This is a genomic window from Cohnella luojiensis (assembly GCF_004564235.1).
Lineage (GTDB): Bacteria > Bacillota > Bacilli > Paenibacillales > Paenibacillaceae > Cohnella > Cohnella luojiensis.
The window spans coordinates 1-897 of record NZ_SOMN01000107.1 but is presented as its reverse complement, the minus strand read 5'-3'; the positions used below and the strand labels follow the sequence as shown (position 1 = coordinate 897).

General features: G+C 49.7%; 2 protein-coding genes. Both read left to right on the top strand.

The annotated features are described in order from the left end of the window. Positions 1–346 precede the first annotated feature (346 nt). The gene (locus E2980_RS23940; RefSeq protein ID WP_167747246.1) at positions 347–517 is read left to right on the top strand and encodes an RHS repeat domain-containing protein; all 171 of its coding nucleotides are present in this window, start codon (positions 347–349) and stop codon (positions 515–517) included. Between the two features lie 13 nt (positions 518–530). Beyond that, positions 531–897: RHS repeat domain-containing protein (locus tag E2980_RS23935; RefSeq protein ID WP_135154719.1), on the top strand; the 367-nt coding region annotated here is incomplete at its 3' end.

Below are 897 nucleotides of genomic sequence, written 5' to 3'. Positions count from 1 at the left end.
AATTCACTGATTCCTAACAAAGTACTGGAGTCGGCAGGAATGGTATTTCTAACAAACTTACTCACCACACGTTCCTAATTCAGAAGTGAAATAGGTAATCCGGTGACGGATGAAGAGAACTCACTCCTGAAGATGGGGAACTGACGAAGGAAAGCCGTGTGCGGGAAATCCGCATGCACGGTTTGACGGGGAGTCCGAGGGAGTAATCCCTCGTCTTACCCTACTATAATTAAAGACCGACTACACCTACGACGCGGAATTAAACCGGACGAGCCAGAAGGACGGCAATACCCAGCTGACTTCCTACAATTACGATGAGCTAGGACGCCGTCTTCAGAAGGTAGTCGTGCGCGGTGAGTCGGGCCAAGATGTATTCGAATACCAGTATGATCCGAATGGCAATGTCATCGTCGAGAAGAAACCCGGAGGCCTGACGACGCAATATCAATACGACTTCATGAACCGCAAAGACCCGGGAGGATTACAACGACGGTACGTGGTACGCCTACACCTATGACAAAGCGGGCAATATGCTGACCCGTACCGATAAGAGCGGAACGATTAATTACAGCTACTACGACAACAACCAATTGCAACAGACAACGTATCCGAACGGCGATACTGTTGTCTATGAGTATAACGATAACGGGGAAAAGGTCGCCGAGATCGTGAACGGCGAACGTACGGAATATGAGCTTGATCCGAACGGCCGTCCGACGAGTTATACCGACAGCAAAGGGTACAAGTATGAATACGAGTACGATGCCGACGGTTACGTAACGGCGGTAAAATATCCGAACGGAACGGTAACTTCCGTCGATTACAAACCGGGCCATCTGATCGATACGCAAAAGACGACCCGCGCAGATGAGGCATTGCATGCCAGCGCGTATAATT